The organism is Serpentinimonas sp. SSL01 (assembly GCF_056323735.1).
Genome location: NZ_CM150487.1, coordinates 49,656 through 71,237, shown reverse-complemented (window position 1 = coordinate 71,237; position 21,582 = coordinate 49,656). Strand labels below are relative to the sequence as shown.

The 21,582-nt window shown below is 65.3% G+C and carries 24 protein-coding genes and 3 pseudogenes; 15 read left to right on the top strand and 12 right to left on the bottom strand.

Translation table 11 applies throughout. The features are described 5' to 3' along the window. Positions 1-91: 91 nt before the first annotated feature. The gene (locus tag ACVMK0_RS00395) at positions 92-1,375 is read left to right on the top strand and encodes a D-amino acid dehydrogenase (protein ID WP_476463918.1); all 1,284 of its coding nucleotides are present in this window, start codon (positions 92-94) and stop codon (positions 1,373-1,375) included. On the opposite strand, the pseudogene ACVMK0_RS00390 reads toward ACVMK0_RS00395, so the two are convergent. The 5 genes and pseudogenes from ACVMK0_RS00390 to ACVMK0_RS00370 form a co-directional block, all read right to left on the bottom strand. Then, positions 1,372-1,898 (bottom strand): annotated as a pseudogene (locus ACVMK0_RS00390) (IS3 family transposase); the annotation flags it as partial. The gene ACVMK0_RS00395 and the pseudogene ACVMK0_RS00390 sit on opposite strands and share 4 nt — an antisense overlap. A gap of 50 nt (positions 1,899-1,948) precedes the next feature. Next, a complete protein-coding gene (locus ACVMK0_RS00385; protein WP_476463917.1) occupies positions 1,949-2,917 on the bottom strand; it encodes an arsenic resistance protein in 969 nt (322 codons plus the stop codon). A gap of 302 nt (positions 2,918-3,219) precedes the next feature. After that, positions 3,220-3,604 (bottom strand): annotated as a pseudogene (locus ACVMK0_RS00380) (integrase core domain-containing protein); the annotation flags it as partial. Between the two features lie 189 nt (positions 3,605-3,793). Then, positions 3,794-4,558: an IS21-like element helper ATPase IstB gene (gene istB, locus ACVMK0_RS00375; protein WP_250960680.1), complete on the bottom strand. Its 765-nt coding sequence runs from the start codon at positions 4,556-4,558 to the stop codon at positions 3,794-3,796. Then, positions 4,555-5,990 (bottom strand): annotated as a pseudogene (locus ACVMK0_RS00370) (Mu transposase domain-containing protein); the annotation flags it as partial. The gene istB and the pseudogene ACVMK0_RS00370, both read right to left, overlap by 4 nt. Before the next feature lie 81 nt (positions 5,991-6,071). On the opposite strand from ACVMK0_RS00370, the gene ACVMK0_RS00365 reads away from it, so the two are divergent. Beyond that, positions 6,072-6,488 (top strand): transglutaminase-like domain-containing protein, encoded by a 417-nt coding sequence (locus ACVMK0_RS00365; RefSeq protein ID WP_250960679.1) that lies wholly within the window; start codon positions 6,072-6,074, stop codon positions 6,486-6,488. On the opposite strand, the gene ACVMK0_RS00360 is transcribed toward ACVMK0_RS00365, so the two are convergent. Together ACVMK0_RS00360 and ACVMK0_RS00355 are read right to left on the bottom strand one after the other, a co-directional pair. Next, positions 6,451-6,768, bottom strand: coding sequence for a CcdB family protein (locus tag ACVMK0_RS00360; RefSeq protein WP_250960780.1), 318 nt, complete (start codon positions 6,766-6,768; stop codon positions 6,451-6,453). The two genes, ACVMK0_RS00365 and ACVMK0_RS00360, sit on opposite strands and share 38 nt — an antisense overlap. Continuing rightward, a complete protein-coding gene (locus tag ACVMK0_RS00355; RefSeq protein WP_476463916.1) occupies positions 6,768-7,049 on the bottom strand; it encodes a type II toxin-antitoxin system CcdA family antitoxin in 282 nt (93 codons plus the stop codon). The genes ACVMK0_RS00360 and ACVMK0_RS00355 overlap by 1 nt, the downstream gene beginning before the upstream one ends. Positions 7,050-7,203: 154 nt before the next feature. On the opposite strand from ACVMK0_RS00355, the gene ACVMK0_RS00350 reads away from it, so the two are divergent. The 6 genes from ACVMK0_RS00350 to ACVMK0_RS00325 all read left to right on the top strand — a co-directional run bounded on the left by ACVMK0_RS00350 (position 7,204) and on the right by ACVMK0_RS00325 (position 14,736). Continuing rightward, on the top strand, positions 7,204-7,446 hold the full coding sequence (locus tag ACVMK0_RS00350) for a type II toxin-antitoxin system Phd/YefM family antitoxin (protein WP_045534240.1): 243 nt from the start codon (positions 7,204-7,206) through the stop codon (positions 7,444-7,446). Continuing rightward, entirely contained in the window at positions 7,443-7,706 is a 264-nt protein-coding gene (locus tag ACVMK0_RS00345; protein ID WP_045534238.1) for a Txe/YoeB family addiction module toxin, read from the top strand. Before ACVMK0_RS00350 ends, ACVMK0_RS00345 begins: the two co-directional genes overlap by 4 nt. A 175-nt stretch (positions 7,707-7,881) precedes the next feature. Beyond that, positions 7,882-9,354 (top strand): DUF3375 domain-containing protein, encoded by a 1,473-nt coding sequence (locus tag ACVMK0_RS00340; protein ID WP_476463915.1) that lies wholly within the window; start codon positions 7,882-7,884, stop codon positions 9,352-9,354. A 156-nt stretch (positions 9,355-9,510) separates the two neighbouring features. Beyond that, positions 9,511-10,131: a DUF4194 domain-containing protein gene (locus ACVMK0_RS00335; protein WP_476464702.1), complete on the top strand. Its 621-nt coding sequence runs from the start codon at positions 9,511-9,513 to the stop codon at positions 10,129-10,131. Beyond that, positions 10,124-13,510 (top strand): ATP-binding protein, encoded by a 3,387-nt coding sequence (locus ACVMK0_RS00330; protein WP_476463914.1) that lies wholly within the window; start codon positions 10,124-10,126, stop codon positions 13,508-13,510. The genes ACVMK0_RS00335 and ACVMK0_RS00330 overlap by 8 nt, the downstream gene beginning before the upstream one ends. Beyond that, positions 13,507-14,736 (top strand): DUF3322 domain-containing protein, encoded by a 1,230-nt coding sequence (locus ACVMK0_RS00325; RefSeq protein WP_476463913.1) that lies wholly within the window; start codon positions 13,507-13,509, stop codon positions 14,734-14,736. The genes ACVMK0_RS00330 and ACVMK0_RS00325 overlap by 4 nt, the downstream gene beginning before the upstream one ends. 49 nt (positions 14,737-14,785) lie before the next feature. Here ACVMK0_RS00325 and ACVMK0_RS00320 read toward each other — a convergent pair whose 3' ends face one another. The 3 genes from ACVMK0_RS00320 to ACVMK0_RS00310 are packed head-to-tail and all read right to left on the bottom strand — an operon-like array spanning position 14,786 to position 16,373. Then, on the bottom strand, positions 14,786-15,484 hold the full coding sequence (locus ACVMK0_RS00320) for an aquaporin (RefSeq protein WP_476463912.1): 699 nt from the start codon (positions 15,482-15,484) through the stop codon (positions 14,786-14,788). 39 nt (positions 15,485-15,523) lie between these two features. After that, positions 15,524-16,039 carry an arsenate reductase ArsC gene (locus ACVMK0_RS00315; RefSeq protein ID WP_250960676.1) on the bottom strand — a complete coding sequence of 172 codons (516 nt, stop codon included), beginning with the start codon at positions 16,037-16,039 and terminating at the stop codon, positions 15,524-15,526. Next, the gene (locus ACVMK0_RS00310; RefSeq protein ID WP_045534226.1) at positions 16,032-16,373 is read right to left on the bottom strand and encodes an ArsR/SmtB family transcription factor; all 342 of its coding nucleotides are present in this window, start codon (positions 16,371-16,373) and stop codon (positions 16,032-16,034) included. Before ACVMK0_RS00310 ends, ACVMK0_RS00315 begins: the two co-directional genes overlap by 8 nt. Positions 16,374-16,484: 111 nt before the next feature. Between ACVMK0_RS00310 and ACVMK0_RS00305 the strand changes: the two genes are divergently transcribed. Further along, positions 16,485-16,787 carry a type II toxin-antitoxin system Phd/YefM family antitoxin gene (locus ACVMK0_RS00305; RefSeq protein ID WP_250960675.1) on the top strand — a complete coding sequence of 101 codons (303 nt, stop codon included), beginning with the start codon at positions 16,485-16,487 and terminating at the stop codon, positions 16,785-16,787. A gap of 15 nt (positions 16,788-16,802) precedes the next feature. Next, the gene (locus ACVMK0_RS00300; RefSeq protein ID WP_250960674.1) at positions 16,803-17,195 is read left to right on the top strand and encodes a type II toxin-antitoxin system RelE/ParE family toxin; all 393 of its coding nucleotides are present in this window, start codon (positions 16,803-16,805) and stop codon (positions 17,193-17,195) included. A gap of 59 nt (positions 17,196-17,254) precedes the next feature. Here ACVMK0_RS00300 and ACVMK0_RS00295 read toward each other — a convergent pair whose 3' ends face one another. Then, a complete protein-coding gene (locus ACVMK0_RS00295) occupies positions 17,255-17,542 on the bottom strand; it encodes a helix-turn-helix domain-containing protein (RefSeq protein WP_250960673.1) in 288 nt (95 codons plus the stop codon). Beyond that, a complete protein-coding gene (locus ACVMK0_RS00290; protein WP_476463911.1) occupies positions 17,539-17,895 on the bottom strand; it encodes a type II toxin-antitoxin system RelE/ParE family toxin in 357 nt (118 codons plus the stop codon). Before ACVMK0_RS00290 ends, ACVMK0_RS00295 begins: the two co-directional genes overlap by 4 nt. A 259-nt stretch (positions 17,896-18,154) precedes the next feature. Between ACVMK0_RS00290 and ACVMK0_RS00285 the strand changes: the two genes are divergently transcribed. From ACVMK0_RS00285 to phnE (ACVMK0_RS00265), 5 genes are all read left to right on the top strand, one after another. Beyond that, a complete protein-coding gene (locus tag ACVMK0_RS00285; RefSeq protein ID WP_250960671.1) occupies positions 18,155-18,442 on the top strand; it encodes a nucleotidyltransferase family protein in 288 nt (95 codons plus the stop codon). Then, the gene (locus ACVMK0_RS00280) at positions 18,439-18,774 is read left to right on the top strand and encodes a HepT-like ribonuclease domain-containing protein (protein WP_250960670.1); all 336 of its coding nucleotides are present in this window, start codon (positions 18,439-18,441) and stop codon (positions 18,772-18,774) included. Before ACVMK0_RS00285 ends, ACVMK0_RS00280 begins: the two co-directional genes overlap by 4 nt. 102 nt (positions 18,775-18,876) lie before the next feature. After that, positions 18,877-19,755, top strand: coding sequence for a hypothetical protein (locus ACVMK0_RS00275; protein WP_476463910.1), 879 nt, complete (start codon positions 18,877-18,879; stop codon positions 19,753-19,755). 25 nt (positions 19,756-19,780) lie between these two features. Next, positions 19,781-20,662, top strand: coding sequence for a phosphonate ABC transporter, permease protein PhnE (phnE, locus tag ACVMK0_RS00270; protein ID WP_250960656.1), 882 nt, complete (start codon positions 19,781-19,783; stop codon positions 20,660-20,662). After that, a complete protein-coding gene (phnE, locus tag ACVMK0_RS00265; protein WP_250960655.1) occupies positions 20,659-21,513 on the top strand; it encodes a phosphonate ABC transporter, permease protein PhnE in 855 nt (284 codons plus the stop codon). The genes phnE (ACVMK0_RS00270) and phnE (ACVMK0_RS00265) overlap by 4 nt, the downstream gene beginning before the upstream one ends. Positions 21,514-21,582: the final 69 nt, after the last annotated feature.

The window sequence follows — 21,582 nt, the reverse complement described above, 5'->3', positions numbered from 1 at the left end:
GTCATGAATCTCTCAGGTTCCAAACAGAGGGGGCGCGCATTCCGCACAGAGCGGAGTGTGCCTGCCCTTTCTGACACTTTGGAGCCAACTCATGAAATCGATCGCAGTCGTTGGCGGAGGCATCACCGGCGTCACCACGGCCTACGCCTTGGCCAAGCGCGGCTTGAGCGTCACCCTATTCGAGCAAAACCGCTACGCGGCCATGGAAACCTCGTTTGCCAACGGCGGTCAGTTGTCGGCCTCCAACGCCGAGGTGTGGACGCACTGGTCCACCATTCTCAAGGGCTTCAAGTGGATGCTCAAAAGCGATGCACCGCTGCTGGTCAACCCCAAGCCGAGCTGGCACAAGCTGTCGTGGTTTCTGGAGTTCATGGCCAACATCCCGCACTATGAGCGCAACACCACCGCAACCGCCAAGCTGGCCATTGCCGCGCGCGAGCACTTTTTTGCTTGGGCCGACGCCGAAGGGCTAGATTTCAACAGCGAAAAGCGCGGCATTTTGCACATATACCGCGACCAAAACGGCTTTGAGCACGCCGGCCGCGTGAGCCAGCTGCTGGCCGCGGGCGGTTTGCAGCGCCGGGCCGTCACGCCGGCAGAAATCCGCGCCATCGAACCCACGCTGGCTGGCCAGTACTACGGCGGCTACTACACCGAAAGCGATTCCACCGGCGACATCCACAAATACACCGTGGGCTTGGCCGCTGCGGCCGAGCGCTTGGGCGCAGCGATCCGCTACGGGCAGCCAGTGCGCCGCCTGCGCAGCGACGGCCAAAGCGCTTGGGTCACAGCCCAAGACGCTGCCGGGGAAACCACCCACCGCTTCGACGGCCTTGTGGTGTGCGCCGGCATCACCAGCCGCGACCTGGCCGCTCAACTGGGTGACCGCGTCAACATCTACCCGGTCAAAGGCTATTCCATCACCGTGCAGCTGTCAGACGAGGCCAGCCAGCAAGCGGCCCCGTGGGTGAGCCTGCTGGACGATGAAACCAAACTGGTGACCAGCCGCCTTGGCCCAGACCGCTTTCGCGTCGCGGGCACAGCCGAATTCAACGGCGCCAACAAAGACATACGGGCGGACCGCATCAAACCCCTGATCGATTGGGTGAACCAGTGCTTCCCGGGCGTGAACACGCGCCAAGTGGTGCCGTGGGCCGGTTTGCGCCCGATGATGCCCGACATGATGCCGCGCGTGGGCCGAGGCAAAAAACCCAACGTTTACTACAACACCGGACACGGCCACTTGGGCTGGACGCTGTCGGCCGGTACCGCCGATTGGGTCGCGGGCTTGGTCGCCAGTGCCAGCGGCTCAGCCACCGCGCATACTGTAGCGCCGGTGAACCGCACCGGGAATCGAGGAGGCCGATTGGTTTAAGTTGACACCTCTTCAGAGGTGTTGCTGTTGGCGAGTTGCCCCCAGTAGTTTGCCTCAGCTTCTGCCGGAGGGATGCCCCCAATTGGCGTGAGCAGTCGGACGAGGTTGAACCAGTGCACCCATTGCAGGGTGGCCAGCTCCACGGATTCCTTGGTCTTCCAGGGTCCCCGGCGGTGAATCAAACCGAGGGCTGTATGCCCGCCTGGTCCAAGCGTTCGGTGTAGCGAATGCTGACGTATTGACTGCCCCTGTCGCAATGATGCGTCAAAGCATGGGCTGCCGGCTGGCGGTCATACAGCGCCGGTTCAAGCGCGTCCAGCACGAAGTCCGTCTGCATGCTGCGGCTGACCCGCCAGCCCACGATGCGCCGGGCGTAGACATCGATGACAAACGCCACGTACAACCAGCCCTGCCAGGTGGAGACATAGGTGAAGTCTGACACCCACAGCTCATTGGGTCGGCTGGCCTGAAACTGCCGGTTGACATGGTCCAGCGGACACGGTGCCGACTTGTCTGGCGTGGTCATGGCTCCATCTTCTCAGACGTTGGAGCCTCCTCAATTCCCGGGGCGGTTCAGGCCACCCCGAGCCTCGGTATCAGGCGCATGTAGATCACCGAGGCGACCAGCTCGACCATCGTTTGCGTCACGATGATGGCCGGCAGCACCGGAATAGCTCCCGGCACCGCCAGGGCCAGCGGCAGCACCACCAGGGAATTGCGCGTGCCCGCACTGAACGCCACGGCCCGGCCAGCCGGTGCATCGAGGCGCGATAGACGGGCAACCGTCCAGCCAATGAGGGGTGCGACCACTGCGAACGCCACATAGAGCGGAATCACCCGCAAAGCGGGTTCGATGGCGGCCCCGAGCTGGGGCACCATCGCAGCCACGACGACGAACAGAACCAGCGCCGTCGCCGGCACCGGCAGCAGACCAAGTCCCGCCGCGACACGCTGGCCGGCCCCGCTGCGGGCCGCCCATAACTGCACCAGGGCGGCCAGGACAAGCGGGATGGCGATCAGCCACACAAACGCATGAACAAACGGGCCTAGATGCACCAGCTCGGCCGCTGCGTCGCCCAGGAACACGTGCAGGTAAGCCGGCAGCAGCAGCATTTGCGCAATGAGCAGCATCGGGGTGGCGGCCAGCAGCAAACGGGCGTCGGCGCGGCCGATGTGCGAGAACGTCACCACGTAGTCGATGCAGGGCGTCAGGAGCACGAGCAGCACGCCGAGCCTCACCATCGGGTCGGCCGGCAGGAACTGCACCAGGAGCGCGACCAGCAACGGCACGATCAGGAAGTTGGTGGTCAGCAACGCACCCAAGAAGCGAATGCGTGTGAAGGCGCGGCCCAGGTCAGCAAGCGGCACCTGCAAGAAGGTGACGAAGAGCATCAGGGCCAGCGCCGGATTGATCGCCCCTTCCAGCGCTTCGGTGCCCGGTACCAGGAGCGCGACGGCCGCCGCGACTACGACGGCCGCGAAGTAGATGATGATTTGACGGTGTTCTAGGCGATCTCGGAGCGCCAGGCTGATGTTTGTCAACGCACTTTCCCTTCGGTTCATTTGGGTATAGCTAAACGCGCCCACTCTAACCCGGCAGGCTCATTTGCAAAAGCACAATCTATCCGAACCTAGCTCCAAGTGATAACCTCAATGATCCGAGCAAGACAATTTCAGTGTGGGGGTGTGATGGGACGGAAAGAAACCGAGGAAGCGATTGCGGATAGCCGCGCCGGCCGCGTGACGCAGTTCGGCTCTGTCGCCGAGCTGATGGCCGATCTGAACGCGGACGACACTCCCGACCAGGTACGCGCACGGTACATGTCAAGCAACTTGTCGCGTCCTCAAGCAGCCATGGGCTGCGTAATGCTGCGCGTCAGGGCAGCGTTTTGCACCTCAGTTCGTTCAGGGTTGAGGGTGACGGTTTTGATGAGTGACCAGTCGCGCGTGGGGCCAGACCAGCGCAGCGGGTTGTCTTCGCGGGCTTGGGCGTAGAGGGCGTGGCGTACTTGCAAAATCTGTTGGTCCAGTCCGGCATGGCGCTGCGCCGGCGTGACGCCAGCGTATGCCACTGTGGCGGTGCTCATGGTTGTACCAATGCACGAAATTGCTCGCCCACTGGCGCGCAGCCTGCAAGTCGGCAAACCCTGCTTCGGGGTACTGCGGCCTGTACTTGGCGGTACGAAACAAGCTTTCCACAAAGGCGTTGTCGTCGCTGACGCGGGGGCGCGAGTACTGGCGCACCTTTTTTCGCTGCAAAGCCCGCACGACGCCCTCGACGTGACCGCCGCCTGCCTGCTCACCACCGCGCCACCGCTGGCCCTGCCCGAGAGCGATCCGTGGCCGCGTGTCCCCGATGGCCAGGTCAAATTCCCCCACCCTTGGCCACCCCAAATTCCCCCAGGCAGGACCGCCGGATTATGACGACTCAGGTCCAACGGCGATGCGTGCAGCGGCCTCCTTGAGGCGGTAGCTCTTGCCCTCGAACTCCAGCATCGCGCAGCGGTGCATGAGTCGGTCCAGGATGGTGGTGGCCATGGTGGCGTCGCCCAGATATTTGCCCCAGTCCTGCACCACGCGGTTGGAGGTGATGACGATGGAGCGGCGCAGCTTGTAGCGCTGGTGCACGATGGCCTGCAGCACCTCGGCGGCGTGCTCGCTGATGCGCCTGGCCAGGAACAGGTCATCGAGGACGAGCAGGTCCGGCGCGACCCAGTCCTTGAGCAGCTCGGTGCGCTCTGAGTCGCTGGCCAACGCGTAGTGAGCAAACTCGGTGTCGGCTTGCAGGTACCGCGCGTCATAGCCCTGCAGCGTGGCCTGGTAGGCCACGGCCTTGGCCACATGACTCTTGCCGGTGCCCGGCTTGCCGATGATCAGCGCATTGGCGCCCTCGCCGATGAACTTCAGGGTGTGCAATTCGAAGCAGGCGCTGCGCGGCAGCTTCGGGTTGAAGCGCCAGTCGAAGTCAACCAGCGAGGGACGCTCATCCAGGCCCGAGCGTTTGAAGCGGCGCTCGGTCAGGCGAGAGCGCCGGCGGTCCAGCTCGTCTTGCAGCATGGCGGCGAAGGTCTCCAGGAAGGGCTCCTGAGCGGCCTGAGCCTGCATCACGCGGGTGGACAGGGTCTCGGCAATGCCGGACAGACGCAGCTCGCGCAGCGCGCGTTCGATCTCGATCATGTTCATGCTTGCACTCCCGGTGCGTTGGTGATGTTGTTGGTGGTGGTGGCGTTCGCCGTGGCGGACTCGAGCGTGCTCGTGGCTGTGGCTGTGGCTGTGGCTGTGACGGCCGCAGCGTGCGCAAACAGATCTGCGTACTCATCCGCGTCGCGGATGAGCTCATGCTGCTGGGTCAGCGTTCGGGCCCCGGCGGCGGACGCACTGCTGGACGCACCGGTGGACTCGGTCTCGATGGCCGCCAGTGCCTGGGCAAAGATGACTTCTGCCAAAGCCAGAACGCGCTTGTAGCTGTAGACCCCTTGCTCCAGGGCCTGAGCGCAGGCGGCATCGACGCAGTGCGCGGGGTAGCGCCGCACCAAACCCACGATGCCCCAGAGCTTGCGCTGGCCCACCCGGCCTTCAATGGCAAAGAGCAGAGCTCACACAGCCGGCTGGCGTGCTCACCGATCTCGCTGGCCTGGCGCAGGATCAGACGGGTCTCGCGCGAGGGATTGAACACCCGCTCCTCCTGGGGCAGCACCACCGTGCCGGGCCGCTCGGCCTTGGCGTGGGTGCGCAGCAGGGCGCCGGTGTGGATGTCACGGATCTCGATGCGCTGGGCGTAGATGCGCACCAAGACCTTGGAGCCGATGGCTGCCGGGCGCGCGGCGTAGCTGCTGTGATCCACCCGCACACAGCTGTCGTCGCAGACGGTGCGCACCGCCTCATTGAAATACTGCATGCCCAAGAGCGGCAGCGCCTTGAGGTGGGTGCGCTCCTCCTCGAACATGGCCTGCACCTGGCGCCGCTCGGTGCCGTGGATGCGCTTGGCCGCCCAGTTCTTCTCCCAGTGGGCGAGGAACTCGTTCTGGGCCTCGATGGACTCAAAGCGACGACCCTTCAGGGCCGCGGCGTACACCGGGTTGAGATCGGGCTCGTACAGGTCGGGCTTGAGGATGCCTTCCTTCAGATTGTCCAGCACCACGTATTGCGGGCAGCCGCCGAAGTACCGCAGGGCCCGCTCGTGCAGCTCGGCCCAGATCTGCTGGCTGGACTTCCAGACCACGCGCCGCAAGCTGGCACGGGAATAGCGCAGCGTGGCCACGAACAAGCGGGGCTTGCGGTACCGCTCGCTGCCGGGCATTCGGGTGGGCGCGCCCTCGCCGTAGTCCACCTGCATCTCCTCGCCAGGCAGGAAGGACAGGCGGTCGAACTGCTCGGGCTCCTTGTGGCGCAGCTTGGCGCAGAACCGTTTGACGGAGTTGTACTGCCCGGCAAAGCCGTGTTGGTCGACCAGGTCTTGGAAGATGGCCGTGGCGTTGCGCTTCAGACGCAACTGGGCTTCGATGAACTCGCGGAGGGGTTCGCATAGGGAGGTGGCCGCCGGCACAGGAGCCGGTGGCCAGGGTGGGGGAATTTGCTCGGCCGAGCCGGTGGCCACCCCGGGGGAAATTGACGGCTGCTGCAGCCAGCGCTGGCGGTCAGGTGGGGGAGTTTGAGGTGGCCATAACCGGGGGAATTTGGGTGGCCATCAGGGCGTGTGCGCGCCGCGTTGCAGTACCACGCGCACCAGCCGCACCAGCCGGCGGCCGAGTTCATTTACCCATCGCCCTACATCCCCCGCCACGACGCGCTGGCGGCTTACGCGCGCAAGGCCTTCCCGGCCAAGCGCCCGCTGCTGCAAGCCTGCCGGGCGCTGATGGAGCGCATCCACCAAGACTGCCGCTACGAGAGCGCCAGCACCGACATCCACACCCCGGTGCTGCAAGCCCTGGAGCAGCGCAAAGGCGTGTGCCAAGACTTCGCGCACATCAGAAAGTTGCCGTCACGGTGGCGCCGGAAGACGAGTTCGAGGCTTTGCTGGGTTGAGGAAGTCGTAGCCTGTTCTCAATTTTTCGGGCACCGATTGTTCCGCAGCATCAGTAGCCGTGGAACAAAAAATCCAGCGCAGCGGTGATCTGTGCTTGCGCGTGCGCCAGAGAGCTTACGGGCGGCTTCAGCAGGCGCCTTGGAACTGCGGCCATCTTCGGCGTCTCGAGCAGGAGCTCTTGGCCTTCGATGGTGAATACCGGAGTCAGCCGATCTGGGAATTTGACTTGGGGAAAGTGCTTGAGGCTGCGCAGCGGGATCACCATCCGGCTCTCAAGGCCATCGAGCAAATCGCTCTGCACATCAAGCAGGTAGGGCGTGGTAACCGCATGGCTGCCAGGGTTGGCATAGACATCGAAGCGCGCCATCAAAAACTCTTCCACTCGTCCAGCGGCAAGCCTTCGGCCTCGATGCTGGCGTTGTAGGCGCCAATGAAATCGGCGTGCTCTAGTCGCCATTTGCGCCCCTGCTCGCGCCGCACGACTTCGCGCAAGTGGTTGTCGCAGATCTGCGAAATGTTGATATTGAGCTGTTTGGCCCCCTCGAGCACATCCGCGCTCAGGCTCAGGTTGGTTGCGCGCTTGACCGACGTGCCCGTGCGCGGGCGGCGAGTAGAGTGCAGGTCGGGCATAGCGAGCTTCGTGCGCATGTGTGGATGCGCACATCTTAACCCACCGACTCGCTTGCTGGATAAATCTTGGCCTGAAGCCCGGTTTTCCTTTGGGCGCCGTGATTCGACTCGCAGATTTTCCGCTTGACCAAACGTATCATTTGGCGTACGCTTTGCGCGACCGGAGCCTATCATGCACACACTCACCGCAAGCCAAGCACGCGCCAACCTGTACCGCCTCATGGATCAGGCAGCCGAGTCGCATCAGCCCATCGCCATCACCGGCAAGCACTCTGACGCCGTGCTGATTTCCGCCCAAGACTGGCAGGCCATCCAAGAAACGCTGTACTTGCTCGCCGTGCCAGGTATGCGTGAGTCCATCAAGGAAGGCATGGATCAGGCCCCAGAGGCCTGCGTCCAGGAGTTGGACTGGTGAGCTGGAAGGTCGTTTACACCAAGCACGCACTCAAAGACGCCCAGAAAATTGCAGCCAGCGGCCTCAAAGGCAAGGCCCAAGCATTGCTCGTGCTGCTCAAAGACGACCCCTTTCGCAGCCCGCCACCGCTTGAAAAGCTGGTAGGCGATCTGTCGGGAGCGTATTCGCGGCGCATCAACATTCAACATCGGCTGGTGTACCAAGTGCTGCCAGAGTCCAAAATAGTCAAAGTGTTGCGCATGTGGACGCACTACGAGTAGCTGCACGCTGGCGTAGGGGCCATCTGCCGCCATCGCTGATTAGCCTGCCCCTGTCGCGCACCCGGCACGCGCGCTCGACCCCCATAGCCCCGGATAAACTACGCGGCCACCCCGCCCTTTAGCCCCCCCTGCAAAACCCACGCTAGCCACCGGGCTCAGCCACACCCCCCGGCCCATGGACCACCACACCCTGAGCGCCCTGCGCGAGCGCCACCCCGCTTGGCGGCTGCTGGCGTCGGCGCACGCGCCGCTGGTGGCGGGTTTTTTGCACCGGGTGTTCGTGCTGCCCAACGTGCGCCTGATGAACGCCGCCGATCTGGCCGAGGCGCTGGAAGACGAGCTTTACGCCTTGCGTGAGCAGCTGGGGCCCGAGGCCTACCCCAAGGGCGCGCTGGATTACTTGAACGACTGGGCCGCGCCCGACAAGGGCTGGCTGCGCAAGTTCTACAAGCCGGGCACCGACGAGGCGCAGTTTGACCTCACGCCGGCCACCGAAAAAGCCATCGCTTGGCTGGGGCAGCTGAGCGAGCGCGCCTTTGTCGGCACCGAATCGCGCTTGCTCACCCTGTTTGCGCTGCTCGAGCAGATCAGCGCCGGCACCGAAGCCGACCCGGTCAAGCGCGTGGACGATCTGCGCGCCAAGCGCGACGCGCTCGATGCCGAAATCGCCCGGGTGCAGGCGGGCGAGCTGCCGCTGCTGGACGACACCGCGGTCAAAGACCGCTTCCAGCAGTTCCAGCAGGTGGCGCGCGAGCTGCTGGCCGATTTTCGCGAGGTGGAGCACAACTTTCGCCAGCTTGACCGCCAGGTGCGCGAAAAAATCGCGCTCTGGGAGGGCAGCAAGGGGGCGCTGCTGGAGCAGATCATGGGCGAGCGCGACGCCATCGCCGACTCCGACCAAGGCCGCAGCCTGCGCGCCTTTTGGGATTTCCTCATGTCCAGCCAGCGCCAAGAGCAGCTGTCCGAGCGGCTCGATCAGGTGCTGGCGCTGCCCGCCGTGGCCGCGCTCAAGCCCGAGCCGCGCACGCGGCGCGTGCACCACGACTGGCTGGAGGCCGGCGAACACACGCAGCGCACGGTGGCGCAGCTGTCGCAGCAGCTGCGGCGCTTTCTGGACGACCGCGCCTTTCTGGAAAACCGCCGCATCCTCGACCTGCTGCACGGCATCGAGAGCAAGGCGCTGGCGCTGCGCAGCGCCGCCCCCACGGGCACGCTGATGCACATCGACGCCATGGGGGCGGGCGTGGAGCTGCCGTTCGAGCGCCCGCTGTTCACGCCCAGCGTCAAGCCGCGCTTGGCCGATGTGGCGCTGGAGGGCTTCGAGGCCGAGATCGACACCGCGCGCCTGTTCGAGCAGTTCGTGGTGGACAAAGCGCGCCTGCGCTCGGCCATCGTGCAGGCGCTGCGCCACCAGCCGCAAGTCACGCTGCGCGATTTGCTGCAAACCGCGCCGCTGCAGCGCGGCTTGGCCGAGCTGGTGGCCTACCTCGAGCTGGTGCATGCGCCGCCCGACGGCAGCGCGCTCGATGGGCTGCGGGCCCTCGTCGATGAAAGCGTGACCGAACCGATCGCTTGGCAGGCCCGCAACGCCGCTGGCCAAAGCGTCACCCGCGCAGCGCGCTTGCCGCGCGTGATCTTTACGCGCTAAAAGCTGCACGCCTGCGAGCCCCTACCAATGACCCCTCTACTGCAAGCCCACGACCGCCGAACCTTGCCGCCCATGCACACCGAGCCGCCCGACACCGCAGCAACCCCTGAAGCAGCAAGCAACGCGCCGCCCACCGCGCCCGAGCTGTCGCAGCTCATGGTGCACCTGCTCAAAGGCGTGCTCTACCGCGACGACGACGAGCGCCTCTGGGCCAGCCTGCTGCGCTTGCAAGCCCGGGTGCGCGAGCAGGCCGCCGTGCTGCTGCTCGATCTGCTGCTCGACGAGGCCGAGGGCTATGCCTTCCTCAAAGGGCGCGCCGACCCGGACGAGTCTGAAGACGCGCCGCGCCTGCCCCGGCTGGTGGCGCGCCGCCCGCTTTCGTATCCGGTCAGCCTGATGCTGGCGCTGCTGCGCAAGCGCATGGCCGAGTTCGACGCCAGCGCCGGCGACACCCGGCTGGTGCTCACGCGCGACGAGATTGCCGAGCTGATGCGCGTGTTCCTGCCCGACGGCAGCAACGAAGCCCGGCTGATCGATCAGGTGGACTCGACTATCGCCAAGGTGCTCGATCTGGGTTTTGTGCGCCGCCTCAAGCCCGCTGCCGCCAGCGCGCCCGACCGCGGCCACTACGAGGTGCGGCGCATCCTCAAAGCCTTTGTCGATGCGCAGTGGCTGGCCGAGTTCGACGCCCGCCTCGAGGGTTATCGCACCGCGCTGGCCACGCCGTCGGCGGCTGCGGCTGGCAAAGCCGCCCAACCGGGGGGCAGCGATGCTTGATAGCGCCACACCGGGGCTGGACTTTGTCGCCGACGACAGCCGGGTGGGCTTCAGGCTGCAGCGGCTCGAGGTGCTCAACTGGGGCACCTTCGACCAGCGCGTCTGGCGCTACGAACTGGGCGGGCGCAACGGCTTGCTCACGGGCGACATCGGCTCCGGCAAATCCACCCTAGTCGATGCCATCACCACCTTGCTGGTGCCGGGGCAGCGCGTGGCCTACAACAAGGCCGCCGGCGCCGAGGCGCGCGAGCGCTCCTTGCGCTCCTACGTGCTGGGCCACTACAAGAGCGAACGCAACGAGCTCACCGGCAGCGCCCGCCCGGTGGCGCTGCGCGACGCCTCGAGCTTTTCCGTGGTGTTGGGCGTGTTTCGCAACGAGGGCTACGACCAAGCCGTGACGCTGGCCCAAGTGTTCTGGCTCAAAGACCCCCAAGGCCAGCCCGCGCGCCTGTACGTGGCCGCCGAACGGGCGCTGTCCATAGCGGCCGACTTCAGCGGCTTTGGCAGCGACATCGGCGCCCTGCGCAAGCGCCTGCGCGCCAGCGGCTGCGAGCTGCACGACAGCTTTCCACCCTACGGCGCTTGGTTCAGGCGCCGCTTCGGCATCGAGCACGAGCAGGCGCTGGAGCTGTTTCACCAGACCGTGTCGATGAAGTCGGTGGGCAACCTGACCGACTTCGTGCGCAGCCACATGCTCGAGCCCTTCGACTCCGGGCAGCGCATCGAGGAGCTGATCCGCCATTTCGACGACCTCGATCAGGCGCACCAAGCCGTGCTCAAAGCCAAGCGGCAGGTGGAGCTGCTCACGCCCTTGGTTGCAGACGGCGAGCGCCACCAAGCGCTGCTGGCCGAGATTGCGGGCTGGCGCGATGGCCGCGATCAACTGCGGCCCTATTTTGCCCGGCTCAAGGGCGAGCTGCTGCAGCGCCGCCTCGAGCTGCTGGGGCAGGACGCCGCCCGCATCGACGCCCAGATCGAGCGCCTCGAGGCCCAGCGCGAGGCCGAGCGCGTGGATGTGGCCCGGCTGGAGCGCGCGCTGCGCGACAACGGCGGCGACCGCCTCGAGGAACTGGCGGCCGAGATCCGGCGCCTGGAGGCCGACAAAGCGCTGCGCCAAACCAAGGCCGACCGTTTCCACGCCCTGCTGGCGCGCATCGACGAGGCCGCGCCGGCCGACGAAGCCGCCTTCATGGCCCTGCAGCAGCGCATTGCCCAGCGCGCCGAGGGCTTGCGCGATGCCGACGCCGAGCTCAAAAACCGTGAGAGCGAGCGCGACTACGAGTTCCGCAAGGGCCGCGAAGCGCACACCGACTTGTCGAGCGAGATCGACAGCCTGCAGCGGCGCAAGAGCAACATCGACGCCGCCCAAGTGCGCATCCGCGACGCGCTGTGTGCGGCGCTGGCCATCGACGAAGGCGAGCTGCCCTTCGCCGGCGAGCTCATCCAAGTGCGCGACGACGAGCGCGATTGGGAGGGTGCTGCCGAGCGGCTGCTGCGCGGCTTTGGCTTGGCGCTGCTGGTGCCCGACGCGCACTACAAGGCCGTGTCCGACTGGGTGGAGCGCCAGCATCTGGGCGCGCGGCTGGTCTATTTTCATGTGCGCGCGCGCAAGCCGGTGCCGGGTGCGGCGCTGCAGCCGCAGTCGCTGGTGCGCAAGCTCGTGCTCAAGCCCGATTCGCCGCACTACGAATGGCTGGAGCACGAACTGCGCCAGCGTTTCGACGTCGCTTGCTGCGACAGCGGCGAGCAGTTTCGCCGCGAAGCGCGCGCCATCACCCGCGCCGGCCAGATCAAAGACCCGAGCGGGCGCCACGAGAAAGACGACCGCAGCCGCATCGACGACCGCAGCCGCTACGTGCTGGGCTGGAGCAACGCCGACAAGCTGCGCGCCTTGCGCGATCAGCGCCAGCGGCTGGAACAGCAACTGGCCGCACTCGGGCACGAGCTGGGCGCGATCAAACAGGCGCGCGACGAACTGCGCGGCCGGCTGGATGCACTGCTCAAGCTCGAAGACTGCACGCGCTACGCCGACATCGACTGGATGGCCCCCGCGCGCCAGATGGCCGCCTTGGCCGAAGAGCGCGCGCGGCTGCAAGCCGCATCCAACGCCTTGCAAGAGCTCGAGCGCCAGCTCAAAACCGTGCGCGAGCGGCTGGCCGAACTCGAGCGCCAGTGGCGCGACACCTTGGGCAAACAAGGCGAGCTCAAGAGCAAGCACGAGGCGGCGCTGGAGCTGCGCCAGCAAGTGCAGCGCATCAGCCACGAGGCGCCGCTGACCGAAGCCCAGATCGAGCGCCTGCATGGCTGGCGCGCGGCCGCTTTGGGCGAGCACCAGCTCTCGGTTGAATCCTGCGACCACCGCGAACAGGAGCTGCGCAAGTGGCTGCAAGACCGCATCGACGCCGAGGACAAGCGCCTGGCGCGGCTCACCGAGCGCATCGTCAACGCCATGCGCGGCTTCAAAGAGGCCTTCAAAGCCGAAACTGCCGAGGTGGACGTGGCCTTGGTGGCGCTGCCCGACTACGCGCGCCTGCTCACCGGCTTGAAGAGCGACGACCTGCCGCGCTTCGAGTCGCGCTTCAAAGAGCTGCTCAACGTCAACACCATCAACCAGATCGCCAGCTTCAACGCCCACCTCGCCAGCCAGCGCGAGACCATCAAAGAGCGCGTGGCACGCATCAACCAGTCGCTCGAGGCGATCGACTACAACCCCGGGCGCTTCATCCTGTTGCTGGCCCAGCCCAGCCCAGACGCCGAAATCCGCGACTTCCAGCGCGACCTGCGCGCCTGCACCGAGGGCACGCTCACCGGCTCGGGCGACGAGCAGTATTCCGAAGCCAAGTTCTTGCAGGTCAAGGCGATCATCGACCGCTTCCGCGGCCGCGAAGGGCTGTCGGACGCCGACCGGCGCTGGACGGCCAAGGTCACCGACGTGCGCAACGCCTTTTTGTTTGCGGCCAGCGAGCGCTGGCGCGCCGACGGCGCCGAGCACGAGCACTACTCCGATTCGGGCGGCAAATCGGGCGGCCAAAAAGAGAAGCTGGCCTACACCGTGCTGGCCGCGAGCTTGGCCTACCAGTTCGGGCTCGAGTGGGGCGCGGTGCGTTCGCGCTCGTTTCGCTTCGTCGTCATCGACGAGGCTTTTGGGCGCGGCTCGGACGAGTCGGCGCAGTACGGGTTGCGCCTGTTCCAGCAGCTCAACCTGCAACTGCTGATCGTCACGCCGCTGCAAAAAATCCACATCATCGAACCCTTCGTCTCGAGCGTGGGCTTCGTGCACAACGAAGGCGGGCGCGACTCGCGCCTGCGCTGCCTGTCGATCGAGGACTACCAAGCGCAGAAAGCGCTGGCCGGGGCCGAAGCCCGGGCGGTGGCATGAACTGGACCACCCCAGCCGACCTGCGCGCCCAGGTGCAACGCCTGTGGGAGCGCGGCGAGCTGCTGCGCGCGGCGGTGTCCGATTCCAGCTGGGTGCCCCTGCGCCTAAACCTGAAGGCCCCCAGCGCAGCCGACCTGTCCGAGCGCTTCGAGGCCGTGCGCGACTGGGTGCGCGCGCTAGCCGACACCGCGCCGCTGCGCATCGAATGGCGCGACTGGAACCACCGCGTCCAAGGCGCGCAGCGGCTGCCGGCGGCCATCTGGCTCGACACCCTGCACGAGGCCTTGGCCTTCATCGGCAAGCTGCGTCAGGCCCAAGGCTTTAGGGCCCTGTGGAAGCAGACCGCCAGCGCGCAGCCGGCGCTTCTGGCCTACCTGAGCCGCCGACCCATCCAAGCGCTGGAGCTGATTGAGCGCTGGCCGCGCCTGTTGGCCGTGGTGGCTTGGCTGCAAGCGCACCCGCGCCCCGGCGTGTACCTGCGCCAACTCGACGTGCCCGGAGTGGACAGCAAGTTCATCGAGGCCCATCGGGGCGTGCTGACCGAGCTGCTGGATGCGGCCCTGCCGCCCGAGGCCATCGACAGCCAAGCCAGCGGCGTGGCGCAGTTCACGCGCCGCTTCGGCTTTCTGGACAAACCCGTGCGCATCCGCTTTCGTCTGCTCGACCCGGCGTTGCCCAGCCTGCCGGGCTGCCAAGCCCCGGCAGCCTTAGCACCAGCCGCCGTGCCGCTCGCCGCCCTGCCCGACATCACCCTCGATGCCGCCAGCTTTGCGGCCTTGGCCTTGCCCGTTGAGCGCGTTTTCATCACCGAAAACGAGACCAACTTCCTCGCCTTCCCGGCGCTGCCACGCGCCCTCGTCGTCTTTGGCGCCGGCTACGGCTGGGAGGCGCTGGCCCGCGCCGCGTGGCTGCAGCGCTGCCAGCTGCACTACTGGGGCGACATCGACACCCACGGCTTTGCCATCCTAGACCAGCTGCGCGGCCAGTTCCCGCACGCCGCGTCCATGCTCATGGACATGGACACCCTGCTGGCCCACCGCGCGCACTGGGGCGCAGAGCCCGAGCCCGCGCGCCACCACCTGCCGCGCCTCACACCCGCCGAAGCCGCCGTCTATGACGCGCTGCGCTTCGACCAGCTCCAGCCCCGGCTGCGGCTGGAGCAAGAGCGCGTGCGCTTTGGCTGCTTGCGCGCGCTGCTGGCGCGCATGGCTGCTCACCTCAAGTGAGCGCAGACAGCCGCCCTGCTCCATCCGGAATTTGATCGCTTGTACGCGGCTACGGCATGGGTTGGCTGCCAAGAGTCGGCGCGCGCAGCGCCCTGAGCAACAGCGCCCCCAGCAACCCGCCGGCCACCTGCGCCAGCACCAGCGCCGGGAACGAGGCCGGCGCCACCCCGGCAAAGCTGTCGCTGAACATGCGCCCGAAAGTTGCCGCCGGATTCGCCAGCGACGTCGAGGCCGTGAACCACATCGCTGCGCCGATGTACGCCGCCACCAGCGCCGGCGCCGTGCGCGCGCAGCTGCGCCCGATCACAAACACCAGACCGGCCGTGGCCAGCAGCTCGGCCAGCCACATCGGTGGCCCGCCGCGCACCTGCTGCGCCAGCTCCAGCGGCGCGTGCCCAAACATCAGATTGGCCAGCACCACCCCGGCCAAGGCCCCGCTCAGTTGCGCCCCCACGTAGGCCAGACGCAGGCCCCAAGACAAGCCGTTGGCGGCACCAAAAACGGCCGTCACCACCGGGTTGAAATGCGCGCCGCTGATCGGCCCTAGGGTTTGAATCAGCACATACAGAATGCACACCGTGGCCACGGTATTGGCCAGCAGCATCAGCGCCACATTGCCTGCCGCCAAGTGCTGCGCCATGATGCCCGAACCCACCACCGCGCACACCAGCAGCAGCGTGCCCACGAACTCCGCCAGCAGGCGCTGCGGCAGTGGTGGCGTCAAAGGCGGTGGCACAGGCTCAGACATAAACGGCGCTCTCAGGGTAACTGGGTCAAGGTTGCAGATTCATGCTTGCGCCAAGCGGCGCGCGGTTTGCGCCAGCCGCTCGCCCTCGAGATCGGCGGGTGGCGCAGCGAGCAGTGCCTGAATGCGGCCGCTGATGGCCTGCAAGGTGCTGCGAAATCGCTGCAGGCGCTGCTCCGGGCTGCCCTCGCCCTCGGACGGATCGGCATAAGCCCAATGCGCCGTGGCCGGATGCCCGGGCCAGATCGGGCAGACCTCGCCAGCGGCGTTGTCGCACACGGTGATGATCAGGTCCATCGGCTGCGCCTTTGGGCCGGCAAATGCGTCCCAGTTTTTGCTGCGCAAGCCCGCCGTGTCGATGCCAGCCTCCTGCAAGGCCGCCAGCGCCAGCGCATGGGGCTGCTGCCCCGGCCGCGGGCTGCTGCCGGCCGAAAAAGCCTGCCAGCGCCCGCGCCCCCAGTGGTTCAGGCAGGCTTCGGCCAAGATGCTGCGTGCCGAGTTGTGGGTGCACAAAAAAAGCACCCGCACGGGGAGCAAAATGGGGTTTGGTTTAGTCATGTTGCGGCTCTGGCAGCGTGCACAAAAGATTCGACGGGGCCAGACAGCCCTGCCCCTGACAGCAGTTTTCACTCAAGTAGCTCAGCAGCGCGTTCATGCGCTCGAGCTCGGCCCGGTAATGGATGTGGCGCCCGCTGCGCTGCGCGCACACCAAGCCGGTGTGCATCAGCTCCTTCAAATGAAAGGAGAGCGTGGCCGCCGGCAGCGCCAGCGACTGGGCCAACACACCGGGCGTCAGGCCATCAGCCCCCGCCACCACCAAGGCGCGGAAAACGCGCAAACGCGCCGGGTGCGCCAGCGCGGCAAAGCAGGATGCTGCGTGCGAGTCTTCCATGATTCGATTGTATTCGAATTGTGGATGTTTTTGTACACTGTGCCAGAACACCCGCCCCAATGTACAGCTTCATGACTAGAATGACGTACATCAACGCAACAGGAGCCCCCCATGGCGATTACTGCACGCGACGTCATCACACTGTCGCAAGCCCGGGCCACGCTGTCCGAGCTGGCGGATCAAGTCAAAGCCGGCGCCGAAAAGATCATCACCAAGAACGGTGAAAGCTACGTCGCCCTCATCGACTCCCGGCGCTTGGATCACTACCACCAGTTGGAACGTGAACGCATCCATCTGCTGCTCATCGACCAAGCCAGCCGTGGCTTGGCCGATGTGGCCGCAGGCCAAGTTACAGACGCCCGCAGCACCCTGGCCGCGATCAAGCATGGGCGTGCAGCCACCGTTGCCAACTGAACGGCCAAGCGACCCGTGAGCCCACTTGCCCGCGTCAAACTGAGTGCCAACTTTGAACGCAATCTGCTGGAGCTGCAAGATTTTTTGCTGCAAGCGCAAGCGCCTCACGCCTTTGATGCCTTGCTAGACGAGTTGACCGACACGGTCATCCCCAACCTAGAGCGCTTTCCGGGCCTTGGGCGTTTATTTTTGCAGCGCCCAGTCCGGTCTGTAGAGGTGGCCAACGGCATGGCTCGGCTGGCAGAGCAACTGGGTTCGCTGGCCACCGACGGCGAGTTGCGCGAGTACGTGCTGACACACCATCTGCTGCTGTATGCGCGCATCGAGGACACGGTGTACTTGCTCTCGATTCGCCACCAGCGCCAGTTGTCGTTTGATTTTGAGGCGTTGTGGGAACCACACCGATGAGCCTCAATCTGGCTGTGGCTATACTGAAACCAAGGCTTGGCCCGAACTCCGATGGCCCATCACCTAGCCAAGGCCTCGATCACGGCCTGCGGGTTGCGCTCAATCACATTGAGCAACACCAACGCCGGGCCGTGTGGCGAGCGATCGCCTCGTTCCCAGTGGCGCAAGGTTGCCGCCGAAAAACCGAAACGCGCTGCAAACTGCTCTTGGGTCATGCCCACCTTGGCGCGCACCGCCTTCACGTCCACCGCGCGCGGGCGGTGCTCACGCACGCCGCTGCCCTCCCCCTTGGCATGGGCAATCGCCTCTTGCAAACCCTGTTTGATGCTGTCAAATGCCGCACTCATGGCTGCGTCCTTTCTTTCCAGATGCCCACCAAGGCATCGACCAAATCGGCCAACTCGTTGCGCTCGGCCTTGCTCAGATTGGCCTTGTCGCCTTTGGCAAAGAGCGTGAGCAGATACAGCGGCATGAGCTCATCATGGAAGTAGTAGATCACGCGCACGCCGCCACTTTTGCCCTGACCACCCCGCCGCCAGCGCAGCTTGCGCACACCACCCGTGCCTTCCATGATGTCACCCGCCTTGGGGTGTACGGCCAGGTAGGCGAGCAAGTCCTGCCTCTCTTGCTCAGACAAGAGCTTTTCGGCCAGTCGGATGTAGCTAGGCAGTTCGGCGATGCCGTGCAGAGTCTCGCGCATGATTGAGTGTAATCCATTGGATTACACTCAGCAAGGCTTGGTGCGTTTCGCTCCCCGCCACGGCCCCACCCTACGCTATACTGGTGCCAAGGGCTGGCGGCAAAATCTCCTGGCAGATGCTGAAGGTGCGCCGGACACCGAAGGTTGGTGGGGACATTTACCCACCGGGGTCGCAAGGCCCTAGCAGCGGGACATGGAGTCCGCTGAGCCAGCCCCACGAGGATGATCCGGCGCTTCCTCACCTATTTTGTTCCCAGCCATGGACGCGCTCCTTCAAGCCCACCGCCCAGAACTGCTCGCACTGGTGCGCCGCTACGGCATCGGCGGCTTGTCCGTTTTTGGCTCCATGGCCCGTGGCGACGCCGGCCCGCACAGCGATGTGGACCTGCTGATTGACGATGCCTGCGGGCTTTCTGGGTTCCAGCTAGGGGCCTTGCAAATGGATGCGCAAGATATTTTGGGACGCAAGGTGGGCTTGGTAACACGCAACGCGCTCCACCCCATGCTGCGCGAACGCATTTTGCAAGAGGCTGTGCGCCTAGGATGAAGCCCAGCCCAGAGTCGGATCGGGTGTACCTCGCCCACATGCTCGAGTGCATAGCACGCGTGCAAAGCTACACGGCTGGGGGCGGGCTCCAGTTTCGCAGCTCACAGCTGATTCAAGACGCCGTGGTGCGCAACTTGCAAGTCATGGCCGAGTCCAGCCAGCGATTGAGCGCTGCAGCCAAAGCCAATGCAAGCGATATTCCTTGGCGCTCCATCTCGGGCTTCAGGAACTTGGTGGTGCACGACTACCTGGGGCTCGACTTGGATGTGATCTGGAGCGTGGTGGCCCAAGACCTTGAGCCCTTAAAACGAGCGCTGCAGCGGCTGATATGAGCGTTTCAAACTGGCCAGCATCCTTGCATTGGAGGAAACCCGTAGTCTGACCCCAGATTTAGCTTCATGAGCTCATCCCCACATGGGCCAAGAAAGGGCAACATGTACGTTTTGATACCCGCCGAGCATTTGAATGTTTGGGCAAGTCGCTACACGACCCCAGCCGAATTTCCACGGCTGGTTCGCCTTTTGTTGTGGGCCGCGCTCCGCACGCCGCGCGTCATCAATTTTCCTGCAGATGAAGCAGTAAGGTACCAGGGCTACGACGGCCAGCTCGACAACGCGACAACTAAGGCCGGTTTGCCCGAAGGCCTCTCTGTCTGGGAGCTTGGCACCAACAGAGACATCAAAGCCAAGGCGGATGAAGACTACGAAAAGCGCACGAAAAATTCCGTCGGTATCGATCGGGCAAGTACGACCTTCGTGTTTGCAACCCCCCGTACCTGGCCGGGCAAAGCGGCATGGGCGCAAGCCCGCAGTGACGAAAAATTCTGGCGACGCGTACTGGCCTTTGACGCAGAGGATCTGCTTCAGTGGATGGAGCACTCTCCGGCAGTCGCAGTGTGGTTCGGTCGGCTAACGGGACTCACGCCCCGGGGTGTTCGTGATCTGCAGGGGTCTCTGGAGGACTACCGGCTCGCAACTCAACCGGCGTTCGATCCTGCTGGGGCGCTCATTGGAAGGCAACTTCAGGTCGAGTCGATGATTCGCATTCTGACCTCTGATCCTACGGCGATCGAACTTGAGGCTGCGAACCGCGAAGAGGCAGAAGCATTTGTCGGCGCCTGCATCACCACCTTGCCTCAGGATCAGCAAGACCCACAGTGGGCGCCTTTGTTGACCGGCTGCGCCGCGAGCGCGCCCAACGCGCCTCCTGATCGCGCGCTTTCCAACCGCGCGCTGCACGCCTGTCGCCTGCGCCCACGGGTTCCGTGGGCGCAGCGGCAGGCCGCCGACCGCCCTTTCATAACCCAGCCCTGAGCCCACCGGAAAGCGCACCCTCACGATGAGCTCACTCGCACGCCTGCCCGCGGCGCAAGTCGCCGCCCTCTCCGCAAGCTACCGCACCCAGCAGGCGGCCAAAGCCCGCTCGTCCGCCTGGGGCCTGCTGATCTTGCTGCTGCTGGTGCTGACCGCCGGTTACGTGGCCGAAGTCGATTTGGCCAAACTCTGGGCCAATCTCGGTCATCTGACCAGCTATTTCTACCGCATATTTCATTTGGCCAATGGCGAACTGGTGTTCACCGATGTGGCCGAATGGTTCTGGGGCTGGCCACGCTGGCTGGACTTGCTCTGGGACACGCTGCTGATCGCCTACCTCGGCACCCTGTTTGGCACCATCGCGGCCTTCTTCTTGTGCTTTGCCGCCACCGCCAACCTCGCGATCAACCCCTCGCAGCGCTTTTTCATGCGCCGCCTGCTCGAGTTTTGCCGCACGGTGCCCGACCTGGTGTTTGCGCTCATTTTCGTCGTGGCCTTTGGGCTCGGCCCACTGCCCGGCGTGCTGGCGATCATGATCTCGACCACCGGCGCGCTCGGCAAGCTGTTTGCCGAGGTGGTGGAAAACATCGACATGCAACCCGTTGAGGGCGCGATCGCCACCGGCGCCACGCGCTGGCAGGCCATCCGCTACGCCGTCGTGCCGCAGGTGCTGTCCAACTTTGCCAGCTACGCCCTGTTGCGCTTCGAGATCAACGTGCGCGGCGCCTCGGTCATGGGTTTTGTGGGCGCGGGCGGGATCGGGCAAGATCTGCTCGAGGCCATTCGCGGTTTTCACTACCCCGACGTCTCGGCCATCCTGCTGCTGATCGTCCTCACGGTGGTGTCGATCGACCTGGTGTCGGAGCGCATCCGCCACCGCCTGATTTCGCTGGAGCACGGGAAATGAAGCCGTCGCAAAATTTGCAACTTAGCCCAGCGATCCGGCAGCGCCACGCGGCGCTGATTGCGGGCTCGGGGCGTGAGAAATGGATCACGGCGCTGGTGGTCAGCGCCATGGCCGGGCTGGCTTTGTTTGCGCTGCTGCGCCTCGACGTCTCGCTCTCCCAACTGGGCGCCGGCTTGGTGCAGCTCGGCACCTTTTTGAGCCTGATGGTGCCCCCCTCGCCCGGCACGCAATTCGACCGCCTGCTCGAGGCGCTGGCCGAAACCGTGGCCATCGCCTTCTTGGGCACTTTGCTGGCGGCGCTAATCTCTTTCCCGCTCGGTTTCCTGGCCGCGCGCAACACCACCGTCAACGCCTTCGTGCGCTGGCTCACGCGCCGCTCGGCCGACACGATCCGCGGCGTGGACACGCTGATCTGGGCGCTGATCTGGATCAACGTCGTCGGACTGGGCCCCTTTGCCGGCGTGCTGGCCATCATGACCAGCGACATCGGCTCGTTCACCAAGCTCTACTCGGAGACGATTGAAGCCGTTGAGCGCAAGGCCAGCGAAGGCGTGTTGTCCAGCGGGGGTTCGCGGCTGCACGCGCTGCGCTTTGGCATCGTGCCCCAGGTGCTGCCGGTGTTGATCAGCCAAGTTTTGTATTTCTTCGAATCCAACACCCGCTCGGCCACCATCATCGGCATCGTCGGCGCTGGCGGCATCGGCCTGTTCTTGGCCGAGCGCATCCGCACTTTCGAGTGGGATCAGGTGGCTTTCATCGTCCTGATGATCTTGCTCACCGTGGCGCTGATCGACTGGGTTTCGACCCGCCTGCGCATCGCTTTGGTCGGCAAGCGCAACCTCACGTTGTGAGCGCAGCTGCCGCAGCCCGAGCAAATTGGGCAGCGGCACCCGCCTCTGAGCGCAGCCCGCCTTGCCCAA